Here is a 16,633-nt window from a genome sequence, read left to right as displayed (position 1 = left end):
ATTTCTCTTACCTATTTTACAAAAGAATATTCATTTTTAGATTCTGAAACTTTTCTTATTGTTCCATCTTTGCTTATACTATATATTTCTTCTAGTTCAGGATCTGAATTACTTCCAATGAATAAAATATTTCCATCTTCATCTACTGCCAATCCATATCTAGTTGCTTTAATACTACTAGGAAAATCAAAGATTAGCCTATAATGCTTACCATCTTGTAACTTATATATAGATAATATTCCATCATTAAATTCACCTAAAACATAATAATTTCCATCAACATTAACTATATCATACAATCTAGTTATATCTTTAGATATAGTTTTCACTTCACTAGTTTTACTATTAATAACTTGAAGTATTTTCTCATCATTAATCGTTTCCTGTAATATAACTATACCTTCAGAATCTGTACTTAAATACTGAACTATACCCCCATCAATATTATAAAGTAACTTTTCTTCACTACTTTCTAGATTATATGTAAAAATGCCATTAACTCCTTCATTATTTACTCCATAGTAAACTAAAGTATTAGAATCTATCCAATCTAAATAATGACCTGATATACCTGTATCAGTATTAAAATCTACATATTCACCATTTGATAACCTAATTACCTTATAGGTAGTAACCCCATCTATATTTCTATATAATGATAGATATTCACCACTTGGAGACATTTTTAGTCCATCATCTCCAATTTCAATATTTGAAAGCTCAATTATTTTACCACTATAAAAAGCAATATACTTACCATCTTTTTGTGCAATATAATTATCGCTATTATGCTCATATAATCCTATTACTTCATCATCATTAACCTTCTCATACTTCCCTTGTCTATAGTTATAATTTGAATAATTTCCCCCGTCATTTTCTATAATTGCTCCCTTATTTAACTTAATCCCTTCCACCATTTCAACATCATCACTAGGTTTACTACATGACATTAAAAATAAAGAACAGAATAAAATACCTATTGTCCCAACTCTCCTACTTCTACTAATCTTCATCTCTTCTCCCTCAAATCACATTCAGTATTATATTCTATACATTTCTATATATAAAAGCACTATTTCCGTATTACATAATACTCTTTAATATGACCAATTACAATATATTTTATTAATATATTTACTTCTATCTTTTCATTAATAATTCCTTCTTATTTTGCCAATAAAAATATTACAAATTCATTACACTTAACTTACCATATTTTTAATGGTATACTAAGTTTATTATATTGAAAGGAAGAATAATATGGCACTAGACGGAATATTTTTAAACAGTTTAATTAATAATCTTAAAGATGTATTAATAGACAGTAAAATAGATAAAATTAATCAACCTGAAAAAGATGAGGTAATATTAACTATTAGAAAAGATAGAAAGAATTATAAACTTCTTATATCTGCTTCATCAAAATTTCCAAGGATTCATTTTACTGAAACTTCTAAAGAAAATCCTCTTAAAGCACCAATGTATCTTATGGTTTTAAGAAAGTATCTTACATCTGGTAGAATTGTTGACGTGTATCAAAAAGATGGAGATAGAATTGTAATAATTAAAGTAGAATCAAGGGATGAACTTGGATTTGATAGTGAATATTCTCTTATAGTTGAAATAATGGGTAGACACTCTAACATTACTTTAGTTAGAAATAGAGATAATAAAATAATGGAATCTATAAAACATATAACACCAGATATTAATAGTTATAGAGTATTATATCCTGGAGCTACTTATGTTGAACCACCCAAGTCTACAAAACTAAATCCTTTTAGCCTAGATATAAATGAAATGACTAATTTTATTAAGGAAAATAACTTAGAATATAATGATTTATTTTTCTCTAAGCTTTTAACAGGAGTTTCAAAACCACTTTCAAAAGAGCTTTATGAAAATTCTTTAAAAGAAAATATATCTACTAGTAATATTTCATCATTATATAAATATACAACAAGTTCAATAAATGATATTTGTAACCATCCTTCCTTTAATATTATTACGGATTCTGATGGTATATATAAAGACTTTTATTGTGCTAATTTAAATTCATACTATAATGGTTATAAAAATATAAAATATGAAAATCCATCTATTATTCTTGATGATTTCTTTAGAACTAAAGATAAACAAGATAGATTAAATAATAGATCCATTTCCCTTCAAAAATTAATACATACTAATATAGATAGATGTAATAAAAAGTCTAAAATATTAAATGGAAATATTGAAGAAGGTGGAAAGAAAGATGGCTATAAAATAAAGGGTGATTTACTTACTTCTTATATTTATATGATAAAGCCTGGAGATGATAAAATCTCCTTACTAAACTTTTATAACGATAAGGAAGAAGAATATTTAACTATTTCCCTTGATCCTAATAAAAGTCCTTCTGAAAATATTCAAAAGTACTATAAAAAATATAATAAATTAAAAAAATCTGAGGAATGGGCCTTAGAGCAGCTTGAAAAGAACGAAGATGAATTAAATTATTTAAATTCTGTTTTAACAAATATATTAAATGTAGAATCATATGATGAAATTGAACAAATTAAAAAGGAATTAATGGAAACAGGATATATTAAATTTAAAAATACATCTAAAGGTAATAAAAAAGTAAAGGATAGCAAGCCTCTACACTTCTTATCATCTCAAGGCATAGATATTTATGTAGGTAAAAATAACTTACAAAATGATTACCTAAGCCTTAAGTTTGCAAATAGAAATGATATGTGGCTTCACACAAAAAACATTCCTGGATCACATGTAATTATACAAGCAAATCCTGTAGATGAAATTACTTTAGAGGAAGCTGGAATTATAGCTGCCTATTATAGTAAAGGTAAAAATGATTCTAAAGTATCAGTTGATTATACAGAAGTTAAAAACTTAAAGAAACCAAATGGGGCTAAACCAGGTATGGTTATATATTATACTAATAAAACTATGTTTGTAGATCCTAAGGACTATGAAAGCTTAAAAATACAAAAACTATAATAAAAGAACCAGAGAAAGTCCTCTGGTTCTTTTATTAGCTATTTCTAATCATTTCTTGTATTACAGTACTACCTTCATTCTTAATTAAATCATTATCAAAATATTGATAGTAATAACATTTTAATTTACCATTAAATAATTTTCTATTTTTTGTTGCCTTTCTTCCAAATGGCTTTTCAAAACCTTCATATGATGTAAGAATATTAAATTCCCAATTTTTATAATCTTCCTTATACTTTCCAAACTTTCTATAAAGCTCTTCAACTTCTCTCTTATCACTTAATCTTTCACCATATGGTGGATTAGAAATTATAAATCCATATTTTCTCTTATTAGAAAACTCTCTAAAATCTCTCTTATGGAATTCTATCCACTGACTTACTCCTGCTTTAACTGCATTATTTTCTGCTGTTCTTAAAACCCATGTATCAATATCATACCCAACAAGCTTAATATCTTTATTTTTTATAGATTTTCTTGCTCCATCTCTAACTCCATTAAAAATGTACATAGGCATAGTTGGCCATGTTTCACATACAAATTCTCTATTTAATCCTGGTGCTATATTTTGAGCAATCATAGCAGCCTCAATTAAGATTGTCCCTGAACCACAGAAAGGATCTATAAGTTCATAAGAATCTTGCCATCTTGATTGAAGTATCATGGCTGCTGCTAAAGTTTCTTTTAAAGGTGCAGCTCCTGAATTTTCTCTATATCCTCTCTTATGTAACCCTGAACCAGATGTATCTATTGTTAAGGTTACCTTATCTTTTAATATGGCAACCTCTATTTTATATACAGGCCCATCTTCTTTAAATTCTGTTATACCGTAAGCTTCACTCATGCTAGTTATAATAGCTTTTTTAACAATTGATTGACAATCAGGAACACTATATAAAGTTGACTTCACTGACTTTCCTATAACATGCATCTTACCGTTCTTAGGTATTAATTTACTCCAATTTACCTTCTTTGTTCCTTGGAATAATTCTTCAAAGCTTCTAGCTTCAAACTCTGCCATTTTAATTAAAACTCTATCAGCGGTTCTTAAATGAATATTAGCAATAGCAATATCCATCTCATCTCCTTTAAAATGCACCTTACTTGTATCAACCTTAACATCATCATATCCTAAAGCTCTTAATTCTTTAGCTGTTATACCTTCTATACCAAAAGTAGTGGTAGCAATTAAATCAAAATCCATATGTTATTCTCCTTAGTCTTCATAAATCTTTACTGAATCTTCGTTGTCTATTTCTTTTATACTTACTGCAATTTTCTCATTCTTTGACGTAGGAATATTTTTACCAACATAATCAGCTCTTATTGGAAGTTCCTTATGTCCTCTATCTATTAATACTGCTAATTGTATTCCTTGAGGTCTTCCTGTATCAATAACTGCATCAATTGCAGCTCTAACTGTTCTACATGTATATAACACATCATCTACTAATACTACTTTTTTATTATGAATATTTACACCTAGGTCTATATTTTTTACTTTTGGAGACTCTCCAGTTAATGTTAAATCATCTCTGTAGAAAGTTATGTCTACACTTCCTACTGGTACATTTATTCCTTCAATATTATTAATTTCTACAGCAATTCTTTGAGCTAAAGGATATCCCCTTCTTTTTATCCCTACTAAAACTATATCTTCAACACCTTTGTTTCTTTCAATAATTTCATGAGATATTCTTATTAAACTTCTTTTTATAGCTTTATCATCAAGCAAGTTAGCTTTTAAATTCATAGCTTACCCTCCCTATACAACTTCACTTCTTAGTTTTTCCAACATTTTTTCAAAATATAATGGTAATTCAGATGAGAATTCCATATATTCTTTTGTTCTTGGATGAATAAATCCTAATGTTTTAGCATGTAGCATCTGACCATCCTGTCTATATTTACTCTTCTTAAATCCATATAATGGATCTCCAACTAGAGGATGACCTATAGAAGACATATGAACTCTAATTTGATGAGTTCTTCCTGTTTCCAAAACACATTTTACTAATGTAGTATTCTTATATCTTTCTACTACTGTATAATGAGTTACAGCTCTTCTTCCACCTTCTACAATTCCAATTTTTAATCTATCCTTCTTACTTCTTGCTAAAGGCTTATCAATAGTACCTTCATCCTCTTTAATTCTACCCTCAACTAAGGCATAATACTCTCTTTTCATAGAATGATCTCTTAATTGATCTGATAAAAAGTTATGAGCCTCATCATTCTTAGCAACAACTAAAACGCCTGTGGTATCCTTATCAATTCTATGAACAATACCAGGTCTTATAACTCCGTTTATAGAAGATAAATCATTACAATGATATAACAAAGCATTTACTAAAGTTCCATTATAGTTACCTGGAGCAGGATGTACAACCATTCCTTGAGGTTTATTAACAACTATTACATCCTTATCTTCATATAGTATATCTAATGGTATGTTTTCTGCTTCTACTTTTAAATGTACAGGTTCTGGCATAATAACTTTCACTTCATCAAAAGCCTTTAATTTATAATTACTTTTTATATTATTGTCATTAACTAATATATTTCCTTTTTCAATTAAGCCCTGTATAAACGATCTTGACTTATCCTTAAAAATTTGTGATAAGTATTTATCAATTCTTTCTCCTTCAAAGTCAGCACTAATATTAAAAATAGCTTCTTCCATTCGTTAAACTCCTCTGTTTCTATTCCATAACATTATAATATACCTATGTTTAGCCGGTCAACTTATGACATTAAAAACACCACAACATTTGTTGTGGTGTTATATGTATAATACTAATCTTCTTTAGAAGCAAAGAAACTCTTTATTTCGTCTATGTTGTCAGTTAGAATATCTTCTTCTATTGTTTTAAATGATTCTTCATTAAATTGAACTTCGCTATCAATTGCAGCTTCATCCTCTACAGGAGTTGAAATATTATAATTCTTAGTTACGTCCTTTTCTAAATCATCAAAGGTTTCTAACTGAGTATTTATAAAGTTTCTAAACTTAGCTCTAAATTTAATAAATTCTTGTTTTACTCTATCATATTCATCATTTATTTGAATAACATCTGCATGAGCTTTATCAACTATTCTTTGTGCAGTTTCATTTGCATTCTTAACTACTAGTTCTGCCTCTTTTTCTGCTGAACTCTTTGCTTGATCCGCAGCATTTTGTGCTAAAACTAAAGTGTTTTGAATAGTACTTTCGATTTTAGAGTAATGCTCTATTTGCTCTGTTAATGTGGCAACCTTTTCTCTTAATTTAGAATTATCTTTGTATAATTCTTCATAGTTTTCTACTACTTCATCTAAAAATTCATCAACTTCCTCTGGATTATACCCTCTTAATCCTCTTTTAAATTCCTTATTATTAATGTCCATTGGCGTAAGTTTCATAAAATCCCACCTCTATTATGTATATTTTTTTATAATTACTTTATATTTACCACTTTTACTATTCCCAACTATATCTCCCAAAATAAACTTTCCAACTCCTCTTATAGTTATTCTCTCACCACTTAATACCTCTTTGCTTTTATCTCTAATGGTATTATAATCAACTAAAACTTTACCTGCTTCTATTACATCTTGTGCTTTGCTTCTAGATAACTTCATTACCTTAGATACTATAGAATCTAGCCTTAAAGATGGTATTAAAATAATCTCTTCCTTAAATTCAGGTGTAAAAGGAATAAAATCCTCTTCTAAAAGAATAACCTTACAGGGTGATTTACCTACTGTTTCTAAATTACTTATTATATAATCAGCAATCTCTTCACATACAGGTAAATAGCATTCACCACTTTTTATAATTAAATCTCCAAGTTTATTTCTCTTTATCCCTAGAGCTAAAATTGATCCTAAATAATCTCTATGACTAGGTGTTGTAAACTTAGATGTATTTATTATTTTTAATATTTTCATAGGAAATGGAACTTCATAAATATTATTGAAAGATATCATTCTTCTCTCTGCATCTTCAAAAAATCCAAATGATGTTACTTTAAAATCATTAGTGCTTGTAAACTTCTCAAAAAACTTCCATATGTTAGGTGGATAAAAGTTGTTACCAAACAAGGGTATATCCTTTTCATAGGACAACTCATATTTTTCATATAAGTTTAAAACTTCTAACCTATCCTCTTCATTGAAACTTTGTAATAGAGTCTTCTTATCCATTGTTAAAATATCATATACAATAGTCTTTCGACTATTTGAATCGCAAATATTGCAAATATTGGTGATAAGTCAATAGGTAAGTTTCCTAAAAACTTATATTGTATTTGCCTAAATGGTTCTAACACTGGGGAAGTTATACTATTTAAAAATCTCATTATTTCATTGCCTCTATCTTGAATAATCCATGATCCTAGGCATTCTATAACTATTATTACTTCTAGTACTCTAAAAAATGTAGAAATTAGATTTAGTAACATTCCCATTATACCCACCTACTTTGTCCAACTAAATAATGCTTTTGAACTTAATTCACTCTTTAATTCATTCGTTACTTCTACATTTGATGGTGAAAGTATATATACACCCTTTTCAATTTCTTGAAGTTCTCCACCTAAAGCATAACAAGATCCACTAATGAAATCTAATAATCTTTGAGCTATTCTAATTTCAAGAGCTGTTGTATTTACAAGAACTATTCTTCTATTTTTTAATGCATCACATATTTCTGTAGCTTCTTCATATGCTACTGGTTTAGTTATAGTAACTTTTGCAGATGATGAAGTATGAATATTTACAACTTTATTGTTCTTTTTATTTTGGATAACAGGTTCAATAGCTTCCTCTAATCCATCTTCATCTTCTAATTCGTCTAAATCGTCGAACTCCTCATCATACTCATCGTATTCTCCAAACCCTAAAAATGATTTTAATTTTGTTTTCATGTCACTCATTTACTTTTCCTCCTGTAAATTATAATTTCTCTTTCCGAAGATTCCCTCTCCAATTCTAATGAAATTTGATCCTTCTTCTATAGCAATATGATAATCGTGTGTCATTCCCATAGACAAAATTTCCATTTGTATATTTTTAAATTCCTTATTTTTTAATGAATCAAAAATATCCTTTACCTTTTTAAAATAATACCTATTGCTCTCTTCATTTCCCTTTGGTATAACAGACATTATCCCTTTTACTTTAACAAATTTACATTTTTCAATCGCTTCTATTAAAGTATCTAAGTCTTCCTCAAGTAGACCACCCTTACTTTCTTCACGACCAATATTTATCTGAATTAAAGTATCAGCTATAATATTCTTTTTACCAAATTCCTTTTCTATAACTTCTAATAACTTAATACTAGAAAGGGAATGAATAAGAAAAGTTTTACCCACCAAATATTTCACTTTATTAGTTTGAAGGTTTCCAATAAAATGCCATCTTACATCTTTATGAAAGTTTTCAAACTTATCTTTAAGTTCTTGGACTTTATTCTCTCCAAAATCCCTAATTCCTGCATTATATGCTTCCTCTAGTTCATTTAGAGGTTTAGTCTTAGAAACCGCTAATAGCGTAACTTCATTTGGTATATTACGTCTCAAACTTTCTATATTATTCTTTATATCCATAGCCGTTTCCCTCCTAACAAGAGTAACTAATACTTTACTATAAAGTAATTCTGCATAAAAGTTAAATATCCTTCATAATATTATAAAAATATTATTTATTAATGTCTTCTTCAGCATATTCTACAGCATGATTGCTAGCTGCTGGCATTATAATTTCATCACTTTTTTCAACTGTAACGTCCAAACCTCTAAATTGCTTCAATACTCTTAAATGGCTTCCCTCTGAATTTAGGGATTCTTCCATTAACTCTGCATTTCCTATTACATAAATTTTAAAAGGTGCTGCCTCTCTATCTCCATCATCAAATCCTAAAAAGGCACTATTACATACAACAGCAGTATTAGGTGTTACTCTATGATTGTTTACCGAAATAGCCTCTGCACCACTACCTCTTAGCTCATTTATTAATAAAGCCATATCACTATCATGCAATATCTTATTCATTACTTCATAATCTGTATCTTCATCATAGTTAATAATGGCATCATTAATTGTAATTATAAGTCCAGGCCCTTTTACCTCATTTAGCCCTGTTAACATCCCATAATCACCTAACTGATTTCTCATATCTTCTAATACTTTTCCATTCATTTTATCATCATTTTTATACTTATCTATCTTCTCTTGAAATTCTCTATTGCTTTTTTGTAATAAACTTATTTGCTTATATAGCTGTGTTCTCTCTTCAATAGCATCTTGATATTCCTTTGCTGTTAATTGCTTTGAAGCTATCCCGTCAAAATTGAAGTTAATTGCAATTAATATACCTACTATCAGTGTTCCAATGAAAAGAGCAATCTTTGCGCTCTTATTTTTCATTTAATCACCTCATTGCCTACTTTTATATTTTTCTATGATTAATCTTCTTATAATAGCAAAATTATCAAATATTCTTCCACCAAAAACAATAACTGCTGCTATATATATAGGAATTCCTAATTTATCCCCCAAATAAGCTAACGCTGCTGCTAACACTGCATTCCCAAAAAATCCAGATATAAATATATCTGCTTGAAAGTTCTTTGATAAATTAGCTCTTACTGCACCAAAAACTGAATCTAAGCAGGCAAGAATAGCTACTGACATATATGGTGAAAATCTTTCTGGTATATTTACATCAAAAACAACCCCTAATATAATTCCAAATAAAAGTCCTATGATTGCTATCATTAATTATTCCTCCTTACTCCTTTACTGGTGTAATAAAATCGGTTCTATATGACTCTGTAGTTTTTTCAATAAATATATCATCTACAACCTTATAGGTAACATCATAATTATCCAAAGCACCAAACTTTAAAGCTCCAGGAAAATCTAATGCTACATTTAGCTTAGTTTTATCTCCTATGGCTTTTATAACAATAGTTTCTTTAGGACTTACCTTTCTTCCCGATGTTCCTATCCATATTATACTAGTTCCAGAAGAGTTCATTATACCAGTTTGAGCAGTTACTCTATAATCGTTAATAGATATAGCCTCTGCTCTAGCATACCATAAGGTATTTACTAAATGTACAAGTTCAGCACTTCCTAAATCCACACTTGTATCAGTAGCATTGCTAAATATCGGTGTCTTAGGTTTTATAGTAACTATAATCCCTGGCCCTTTAACATCCACTGTTCCAAGCTGTATTCTTGCATTATCAAGTGCTTTCTTTACTTCTAAGTCAACCTTACCATTTTCTGTAGCACTCTCTTCTAATTTTTTTATTTCCTCTGTAAGTTTTGAGTTTGTAGATGCTAACTCTTCTTTTTCTTTCTTTAAACTTTCAACTTCACTTATTATATCAGTATTATTTATGTTGCCATCAGTACCATCCTTTTTAGCAAGCATTTTAAACTGATATGCAAGTAAGAATCCTAATAATGCACATACTACTGCAACAAATATTTGTGATGTTTGCTTTTTCATCTTACTCCTCCTTATTTATAATCTGGTGAGCCTTCATGGCCAACTTTTATATATTCCTTTGGTTTTGCATGAATATATATATTCATAGCATCACTTAACTTTTTTGTTAAGTTTTCATCATTTCCTAATAATACTTGGATATCACCAAAATAAATTTTCATATTTGCCATATCATTAACATCCAAGGATGTAATACTAACACCCTTATTATCTTTTTGCATTTTCTCTTCAGCTTTATATAGTAAATTTAATACTTTTTCTAACCTTGTATTTTCCTCTATTTTCATCCCAACTTCTTTATCTTTAATATTTAGTCCTTTTATTTCAATTAAGTTTTTCCCATCTAAAGAATTTGTTCTTTCTAATAAATGTAAATCTTCAGAAATTATATCAAAGCTATTTCCATTCTTTTGATAATATATACCTTTCTTTTCGTTTACATTAACCTCTAAGGTTTTTGGTAACTTTTTGGATATTGTAACTGTATTTACATATGGATTTTGCATTAACTTTTTTATTAGTTCATCTTTATTAAAAGTAATTATATTACTACCCTTAACTTCTTCTGCATTTGTTTTAACAAACTCTCCTGTTATTAAAGAATCTCCTTTATACACTATTTTATTTACCGTAAAAAACTCCGTTTTGTAAGCTAGAAAAGTTCCTATTCCTAATAATAATATAAGGAGTAATATGCATTTCTTAATTAATCTTTTTTTTCTCTTTTTTCTTATATAAATATTGTTGCTTTTTACCATAATCCATCCCTATTCCAAACTTTTTATAAATTAACATAATATACACTTTTCCTTCTTATATCATACCACTTTATATTACCTATTTCATTAAAAAAATATGATAATTAAGATATTTTTTATAATTATCTATTTAATCTCCCTTTACTTTTTTATAAATAATTGTATAAAAAAGGTGTGGTAAATATTTATTTTTTCCTTTCGTACTTAAAGTTTTACACTTTTATATATAAAAAATACTACTGCACATTTTGTACAGTAGTATCTTATTAATCTTCTTTACCTACACGCTGTCTAGATATATTTAATAACACGCCCATTGCCGTCATGGTTATAGCTAATGATGTTCCACCATAACTTATAAAAGGAAGGGGAACTCCAGTTACAGGCATTGAACCAGTTACAACAGCTATATTTATTATTGCTTGGAATCCAATTATACTTGTAATCCCCATAGCTAACAATGAACCGTAAGTATCTCTTGCTTCCATTGCCACCTTAACACCTCTCCAAATTAAAAATACAAATAGAGATATTATTACTAAGCACCCTATTAGCCCTAATTCTTCACCAATTATAGAGAATATAAAGTCATTATGTGGCTCTGGCATATATATTGTCTTTTGTCTTGATTGTCCTAAACCTAATCCTGTAAGTCCCCCTGCCCCTAAGGCATAAAAGGACTGGATAAGCTGATATCCTTTATCAGCTGCATCTTTCCAAGGATCTAAGAAATTTAGCATTCTATCTCTTCTATACTCCTCTCCTAAGGCAAAAACCAAGGCTGCTGCCACAAGGGTTGGAGCTACAACACCAAACATATGCTTATTCTGACCACCTGCTACAAATAGCAAAACAAAGGTTACTATCATAATAAGAGCTGCAACACTAAGATTCTTTTGAGCAAGAACCATACCTGCATAAAGACCACCTACACATAATGGTGGAATAACTCCATGCCAAAAATCTTTTATTCCATCACCTTTTTTAGTTAAATGCCAAGCTAAAAAGAGGACAACTACATATTTTGCCAACTCAGAGGGCTGAAAGGATAATGGTCCTAGCTTTATCCATCTATATGCACCATTTGTTGGCTCAAATAAGTAAACAGCAAAAAGTAATGGAACAGTAACTACCATTAATATTCCTGTTACTCTCTTTAACTTATGATAGTCAATAGCCATAAAAACAAATAAGGCTATTGCTCCTAAAGCACAAGCAATCAACTGTTTTTTTAAGAAGGCAGTACTATCATGTTGCTTAAACATTGCAAAATAAGAACTTGCCGAATATATCATTACAGTTCCTATAGCAACTAAAATAAGTACTGTATAAAAAATGCCATAATCTATAGTCCCCATTTTTCTTTTTTTGGGTCTACCTTTCATCATACATAAATCCTCCACCTATCTATTACTAAAGTGAAACAAAACCTATAATGCATAATATTAAAGTTATTATAGAGAATACTGTTACTATCTTTACTTCTGACCATCCACATTGTTCAAAATGGTGATGTAATGGAGCCATCTTAAACACTCTCTTTCCTGTTAACTTAAATGAAGTAACCTGAATAACTACTGAAAGTGTCTCAGCAACATAAATTCCTCCAACTATTAAAACTACTAGTGGAGTTTTTAATACCATCATAATTGTGGCTAATGCTCCACCTAATGCTAAAGATCCTGTATCACCCATAAACACCCTTGCTTTATATGCATTGAATTTTAAAAATCCTATTAATGCTCCCACTAAAGCTATAGCAAATACTGCTACGCTGTAATGCCCCATATTAAAGGCTAAAATACTAAAGAAAGTAAAAACTAAAACACTTACTGATGTAGCTAAACCATCTAATCCATCAGTTAAATTAACTGCATTAGTAATAGCTGCATAATAGAAAATTACAAAAGGTATGTATATCCACTTCAAATCTATAGCAAAATCTGCAAATGGTATTGATATTGATGTTCCTACAAACTTATAACCATAGTAAGCTAAAGCTACAGAAAATATTATTTGAAGTATAAACTTTTGTCCTGATTTTAATCCTTCATTTTCTTTATGAATAATCTTTAAAATATCATCTAAAAAACCTATAAGTCCAAAAGCTAGAGTTCCATATAAAACTATCATACCTTCACTAGTAAACTTATATCTCATTATTATCATTACCAAAGTAATAGAAATTAGAAATATTAATCCCCCAATAGTAGGTGTTCCAGCTTTCTTCATATGGCTTTGTGGCCCATCTTTTCTTATATTTTGACCAAACTTAAGTTTATGAAGCATTGGAATTATTATAGGCCCTAGTATTAATGAAAAAACTAGTCCTAACCCAAATGCTACTAATACTGTTCTATTAAAAAATCCACTAAATAATTCCCCCATCTTTTCTGCTGCTTTGTAAGCAGCTCACCTCCTTCATTATATATCTAAATTTTCTAGGGCTTTTACTATTTCTTCAAACTTAACTCCCCTAGATGCCTTAATTATTATAGCATCTCCTTCTTTTATTACATTTCTTAAATCTTCTATTAAGTCTTCTTTTGTGTTATAAAGCTTAACACTATCCTTTTTAAACCCCATTTTATAGTTTTCTTTTTCTTCACCTGTTGAAATCAGTAGGTCTGCCTTATTAGTGGCATACTCACCAACTTCTTTGTGTGCCTTCTCTGACTCATTACCAAGTTCATTCATATTTCCTAAAATAGCTATCTTTCTTTTACCCTTTGTATTTTCTAATACATCTAGAGCAGCTTTCATTGAATCAGGACTAGCATTATAACAATCATTAATAATTGTAAACTTATCTTTATTAATAAATTGTAATCTCATAGAAGTAGCTTCTAAGTTGTCTAACCCCTTTATCATATCTTCATAGCTTACATTAAGTTCTCTACAAGCAGCTATACCAAGCAAAGCATTTAATACGTTATGTGCTCCTACCATAGGAAGATTAAATCTATATTCACCTTCTTGGCTTACTACAGTAAAGGATGTTTCTTTATCTGTTAGTTCAATATCTTTTGCTCTAAAGTTAAAACTTTCATCATATCCTGTTTTTATAAGTTTATAGAAATCACTTTCTACATTTGGAAGATACTCATCTTCTCCATTAACTATTAAAACATTATCCTTTGTAAAGAAATCTGTAATTTCCATCTTTGCTTTCAAGATATTTTCTCTTGTTTTTAAATTTTCAAGATGTGATAATCCAATGTTTGTTATAAGTCCAATATTAGGTCTTGAACATTCTGCAAGCTTATGTATCTCTCCTAAATCACTCATTCCTAATTCTAGAACAGCTACATCATATGTAGAATCTAATTGAAATACCATAAGAGGTAAACCAACTTCATTATTAAAATTTCCTTTAGTTTTAAACACCTTATACTTATTACTTAAAAAGGCTGCAACTAAATCTTTTGTAGATGTCTTTCCTGTAGATCCAGTTACTCCAATTACCTTTATTCCTAGTTTATTTCTATAATAGTGTGCAAGATCTAATAGAGCATCATATGTATTTTTGACTTTAATAATTATTCCTAAACCTTGAATATCCTCTAGACTACCTACAACTTCATCAATTATAGCTATGGATGCACCTTTTTCTAATGCATCTTTTGCATAGACATTACCATTAAAGTTTTCACCTTTTAATGCTATAAAAACATTGTCTTTTTCAATCTTTCTAGTATCAGTATTTACATTATTGAAATTTCTGTTTTCATTATCTACTAGAATTTCACCTTTTACTGCTAGTACTAATTCATCAAAGCTTAATTCCACGTTATCTACCTCTTCTTCCTATAACATTCAACAATATGTGGAATACTGCTTATGCAATATTCCACATAATTAATTATAATATAAATATTAAACTAATATTCCTTTTCTTTTTCCTTTAATATTTTATCAACAATTTCTCTTTCGTCAAAGTGTATTTTACCACTTTTTAATTCTTGATAAGTTTCATGACCTTTACCAGCAATTACAATTACATCTCCAGCTTGTGCTAAATCAATTGCTCTTTTAATGGCTTCTTTTCTATTTTCTATAACTTCATAGTTATTTTTATTTATCCCTTTAATAATATCGTCTATAATTCTTATAGGTTCTTCAGTTCTTGGGTTGTCAGAGGTTATTATTGAAATTTCAGAGAGTTCTGTTCCTATTTTCCCCATTTGAGGCCTTTTAACTTTATCCCTGTCTCCCCCACATCCAAATACAGATATTAGTCTATTTTTTTTAAATCCATTCACTGTAGTTAAAATATTATCTAATCCATCTGGTGTATGTGCATAGTCGATTATTATTGTATAAGGTAACTTATATTCTTTTCCTACTTTTTCACACCTTCCAGTAACAACAACATCTTTTATGCCCTTTTTTATTGATTCAATAGACACATTAAGAGCAAGGGAGGCCCCTATAGCACCAAGAGAATTATAAATATTAAACTCACCTGGCAATCCAACCTTTATAGTTTCTTTTTTTCCTTTAAGGTTAATATCATAAGTTGAAAATTCACTTTCACACTTTTCATTAAAGGCTTTATAATCTGATTCGCTTTTTACAGAATAAGATAGTGATTCTCCAGATATTTCATCTATTATTCTCTTTCCATAATTATCGTCAACATTTACAATACTTATACCACTTTCTTTAAAAAGCTTCAATTTAGCCTCGTAATAATTTTCAAAGGTTTTATGAAAATCAAGATGATCACGAGTAAGATTTGTAAATATACCAACATCAAAATTAATTCCATACACCCTATCAAGGGCTAGAGAATGTGATGATACTTCCATTACGCAATATTCACATTTTTTCTCTACCATCTCATGAAACAATTTGTAAAGTTCTAGTGATTCCGGCGTTGTTCTTTCTGAAGGTACTATTATATTTCCTATATGATTTGATATTGTTCCTACAAGTCCTACCTTATGTCCTTCTTTTTCTAAAATGCTTTTTATCATAAAGGTTGTTGTTGTTTTCCCGTTGGTGCCTGTAACTCCAATCATTTTCATTTTTTTATGAGGATTATTATAGAAGGTGGCAGAGACTATAGCTAATGCTTTCCTAGTCTCCTCCACCTTTACTATAGTTATTTCTTTATTTTCTAATTGTATATCTTCTTCACATACAATTACTTTTGCACCCTTTTTAACAGCTTCGTTAGCATACTTGTGTCCTTCATTCTTTAAACCTCTTATACAAAAGAAGATATCTCCACTTTTTATACGTCTGCTATCATAACTAATGCCATTTATATCTACATTTAAGTTACCTTGAATTATTGTATAATTGCTTTTTTCTAAAAGCTTTTGAAGAATCATTTTTTTACCTCTATTAATTATTAAAA

At 29.1% G+C, this 16,633-nt stretch carries 18 protein-coding genes; 1 reads left to right on the top strand and 17 read right to left on the bottom strand.

Annotated features, from left to right (window positions below):
• Positions 1-11: 11 nt before the first annotated feature.
• Positions 12-1,016 carry a hypothetical protein gene (locus tag DR024_RS15785; RefSeq protein WP_027097669.1) on the bottom strand — a complete coding sequence of 335 codons (1,005 nt, stop codon included), beginning with the start codon at positions 1,014-1,016 and terminating at the stop codon, positions 12-14.
• Between the two features lie 247 nt (positions 1,017-1,263).
• Here DR024_RS15785 and DR024_RS15780 point away from each other — a divergent pair, with 247 nt between their 5' ends.
• Entirely contained in the window at positions 1,264-3,006 is a 1,743-nt protein-coding gene (locus DR024_RS15780; RefSeq protein ID WP_027097668.1) for an Rqc2 family fibronectin-binding protein, read from the top strand.
• 34 nt (positions 3,007-3,040) lie between these two features.
• On the opposite strand, the gene DR024_RS15775 is transcribed toward DR024_RS15780, so the two are convergent.
• From DR024_RS15775 to DR024_RS15700, 16 genes are all read right to left on the bottom strand, one after another.
• Positions 3,041-4,210 carry a THUMP domain-containing class I SAM-dependent RNA methyltransferase gene (locus DR024_RS15775; RefSeq protein ID WP_099313479.1) on the bottom strand — a complete coding sequence of 390 codons (1,170 nt, stop codon included), beginning with the start codon at positions 4,208-4,210 and terminating at the stop codon, positions 3,041-3,043.
• Positions 4,211-4,222: 12 nt separating this feature from the next.
• On the bottom strand, positions 4,223-4,759 hold the full coding sequence (gene pyrR, locus DR024_RS15770) for a bifunctional pyr operon transcriptional regulator/uracil phosphoribosyltransferase PyrR (protein ID WP_027097666.1): 537 nt from the start codon (positions 4,757-4,759) through the stop codon (positions 4,223-4,225).
• Positions 4,760-4,771: 12 nt separating this feature from the next.
• Positions 4,772-5,689, bottom strand: a complete 918-nt coding sequence (locus DR024_RS15765) for an RluA family pseudouridine synthase (RefSeq protein WP_099313481.1) — start codon at positions 5,687-5,689, stop codon at positions 4,772-4,774.
• Between the two features lie 113 nt (positions 5,690-5,802).
• Entirely contained in the window at positions 5,803-6,408 is a 606-nt protein-coding gene (locus tag DR024_RS15760) for a DivIVA domain-containing protein (RefSeq protein ID WP_055183940.1), read from the bottom strand.
• Positions 6,409-6,423: 15 nt separating this feature from the next.
• Positions 6,424-7,191, bottom strand: coding sequence for a YlmH family RNA-binding protein (locus DR024_RS15755; protein WP_099313482.1), 768 nt, complete (start codon positions 7,189-7,191; stop codon positions 6,424-6,426).
• Positions 7,192-7,193: 2 nt separating this feature from the next.
• A complete protein-coding gene (locus DR024_RS15750; protein ID WP_027097662.1) occupies positions 7,194-7,454 on the bottom strand; it encodes a YggT family protein in 261 nt (86 codons plus the stop codon).
• A gap of 9 nt (positions 7,455-7,463) precedes the next feature.
• Complete coding sequence (locus DR024_RS15745; RefSeq protein WP_027097661.1) at positions 7,464-7,922, bottom strand: cell division protein SepF; 459 nt, start codon at positions 7,920-7,922, stop codon at positions 7,464-7,466.
• Positions 7,923-8,597, bottom strand: coding sequence for a YggS family pyridoxal phosphate-dependent enzyme (locus tag DR024_RS15740; protein ID WP_055183942.1), 675 nt, complete (start codon positions 8,595-8,597; stop codon positions 7,923-7,925).
• Between the two features lie 91 nt (positions 8,598-8,688).
• Complete coding sequence (locus DR024_RS15735) at positions 8,689-9,417, bottom strand: DUF881 domain-containing protein (protein WP_027097659.1); 729 nt, start codon at positions 9,415-9,417, stop codon at positions 8,689-8,691.
• A 9-nt stretch (positions 9,418-9,426) separates the two neighbouring features.
• Entirely contained in the window at positions 9,427-9,768 is a 342-nt protein-coding gene (locus tag DR024_RS15730; RefSeq protein ID WP_027097658.1) for a small basic family protein, read from the bottom strand.
• 13 nt (positions 9,769-9,781) lie between these two features.
• Positions 9,782-10,510, bottom strand: a complete 729-nt coding sequence (locus DR024_RS15725) for a DUF881 domain-containing protein (protein ID WP_027097657.1) — start codon at positions 10,508-10,510, stop codon at positions 9,782-9,784.
• A gap of 11 nt (positions 10,511-10,521) precedes the next feature.
• The gene (locus tag DR024_RS15720) at positions 10,522-11,178 is read right to left on the bottom strand and encodes a cell division protein FtsQ/DivIB (protein WP_278335692.1); all 657 of its coding nucleotides are present in this window, start codon (positions 11,176-11,178) and stop codon (positions 10,522-10,524) included.
• Positions 11,179-11,534: 356 nt separating this feature from the next.
• Positions 11,535-12,656, bottom strand: a complete 1,122-nt coding sequence (gene spoVE / locus DR024_RS15715; RefSeq protein ID WP_027097655.1) for a stage V sporulation protein E — start codon at positions 12,654-12,656, stop codon at positions 11,535-11,537.
• Positions 12,657-12,681: 25 nt separating this feature from the next.
• A complete protein-coding gene (mraY, locus tag DR024_RS15710) occupies positions 12,682-13,656 on the bottom strand; it encodes a phospho-N-acetylmuramoyl-pentapeptide-transferase (RefSeq protein ID WP_027097654.1) in 975 nt (324 codons plus the stop codon).
• Between the two features lie 36 nt (positions 13,657-13,692).
• Positions 13,693-15,057: a UDP-N-acetylmuramoyl-tripeptide--D-alanyl-D-alanine ligase gene (locus DR024_RS15705; RefSeq protein WP_099313484.1), complete on the bottom strand. Its 1,365-nt coding sequence runs from the start codon at positions 15,055-15,057 to the stop codon at positions 13,693-13,695.
• Positions 15,058-15,149: 92 nt separating this feature from the next.
• Complete coding sequence (locus tag DR024_RS15700; RefSeq protein ID WP_027097652.1) at positions 15,150-16,607, bottom strand: UDP-N-acetylmuramoyl-L-alanyl-D-glutamate--2,6-diaminopimelate ligase; 1,458 nt, start codon at positions 16,605-16,607, stop codon at positions 15,150-15,152.
• Between the last annotated feature and the right edge of the window lie 26 nt (positions 16,608-16,633).

The sequence above is a fragment of the Clostridium paraputrificum genome (assembly GCF_900447045.1).
Lineage (GTDB): Bacteria > Bacillota > Clostridia > Clostridiales > Clostridiaceae > Clostridium > Clostridium paraputrificum.
This window is presented reverse-complemented; position numbering and strand designations above follow the sequence as displayed.